General features: G+C 49.9%; 2 protein-coding genes. Both read left to right on the forward strand.

The annotated features are described in order from the left end of the window. A partial coding sequence (locus tag SPADD19_RS04295) for a TIGR02328 family protein (RefSeq protein WP_241496467.1) occupies positions 1-354 on the forward strand: 354 nt, incomplete at its 5' end. A gap of 127 nt (positions 355-481) precedes the next feature. Next, on the forward strand, positions 482-1993 hold a 1512-nt coding region (locus SPADD19_RS04300; RefSeq protein ID WP_164905840.1), incomplete at its 3' end, for a DEAD/DEAH box helicase family protein.

A 1993-nucleotide genomic window follows, 5' to 3' on the forward strand; every position in this document is an offset into this window, starting at 1 on the left:
CACCAAGACTTGATTCCCAAACTCCCTCGTCCCCAGCTCCTGGGCCAACACCGGGAATGCTGCGCCCTAAGGGGCAATGGCTGGGGCAAGAAGCACGCGACTGTCAACTATGTCTTTGACTACTCACCTTATCGTCTCTATGCCTATCACCGCCTGATCATGGAGGAGATGACTGCTCGCGGCTACAAGGTAAGCCCAGAGTGGTGGGACTCGACCTACAGAGGAAAGACCTGCCCAGCCTATCCAGAACTAGAAGAGGAATCTTTGAGCACCCCCATCTATCCTGAGCATCAGAATACTTACCTTCAAGAATGCCTTGACAATCTAGCAGAAAAAGGGATTCAACTAGACTAAGAAAAAAACGAACCAGATCAGGTTCGTTTTTTTGCGCGAAAAACCAACAAAATGCTTTGAAAGCGTTAATTTCTTTCCCAAACATGCTATAATAATAGGAGATTATGCACAGGAAAAGGATAGAGGGATGAAGGCAGTAGCAACTCCAGAACTTGAGATTGAAAGACAGTTGATCCAGCAGTTGACATCAGGAGAGAGTCAGTGGACTTATCGCGAGGATCTCAAGAACGAAGACCAGTTATGGGACAATTTCTTTGACAAGCTCGCGCAAAATAATGTCGCCTTGTTGGCGGACCATCCCTTGACCGAGCAAGAAAAGCGCCAGATCAAGAACCAGCTCAACTTTGTCAGCTACTATGAAGCGGCCAAGTGGCTAGCTGGTGAAAATGGGATCGCCAAGGTAGAAGTCCAGCGTGAAGATGCTAGTCTAGGGACTATCCGTTTAGCGGTTATCTGGCGAGACAATATCGCAGCTGGTAAGTCGAGCTATGAAGTGGTTAACCAAGTCGAACGCGACAAGGCCTATCCGCTAGACCAGGATCGACGGCTCGATACGACCCTTCTGATCAATGGCCTTCCCCTCATCCATATAGAACTCAAGAGTCCCCGAGTGGCCTTTCTAGATGCCTTTCATCAGATCAAAAAGTACGACCGTGAAGGCAAGTTCAGGGGCATTTACTCCAGTTTGCAGATGTTTGTCGTGACCAATAAAGTCGACACTCGCTACATCGCTGCAGCCCGTGAAAGCAAGCTAAACAAGCAATTCCTGACCAAGTGGGTGGACAAGGACAACCAACCCATGATCGATCTCAATAGTTTTGCTCATGAGGTCCTGTCCATCCCCCGGTCCCATCAAATGGTCATGCAGTACTCGGTCATCGACGATAGTAAGAAGGCTCTCATCCTCTTGCGTCCCTACCAGATCCATGCCATTGAAGCTGTGCAGGAAGCTTCCCGCCGTCAAGAGTCAGGTTATATCTGGCATACGACCGGTTCAGGTAAGACCCTGACCTCTTACAAGGTAGCTCGCAATCTCTTGCAGATCCCAGCCATTCAAAAGACCATCTTTGTCGTCGACCGCAGAGACCTGGACCAGCAGACGACTTCGTCCTTCCTCTCTTATGCGGCCAATGATGTCATCGACATCGACGAGACGGACAATACCCATGAGCTGGTCAAGCGCCTAGGGGGCAATGACAAGCGCGTGGTGGTCACGACCATTCAGAAAATAACGACCATGATGCGTAAGATCGAAGAAGGGAAGTACCAGCGGGATGCTGGGAAGATCAAGGACCTGCGAGTGGCCTTTGTCGTGGATGAGTGCCATCGGGCGGTTACGCCACAGACGCAAAAGGAGATCAAGGCCTACTTCAAGAACTCTCTCTGGTACGGCTTTACAGGAACTCCGATCTTTAAGGAAAACAAACGCAAACAAGTGGGAGACCTGGCTCAGACCACCCACCAACAGTATGGCGATCGCCTACATGAATACACCGTCAAGGAAGCCATCCATGATGGAGCGGTTTTAGGCTTTAAGGTCGACTACCGCAATACCATCATCTCAGATCTCCTAGAAGAAGAGATCCCAGACCAGGCCTATGAGGACAAGGAGCACATGCTAGAGGTTCTCGATGCCATT

Origin of the sequence: Streptococcus parasanguinis (assembly GCF_001578955.1) — a bacterium.
In the GTDB taxonomy this organism is placed as follows: Bacteria; Bacillota; Bacilli; order Lactobacillales; family Streptococcaceae; genus Streptococcus; species Streptococcus parasanguinis_U.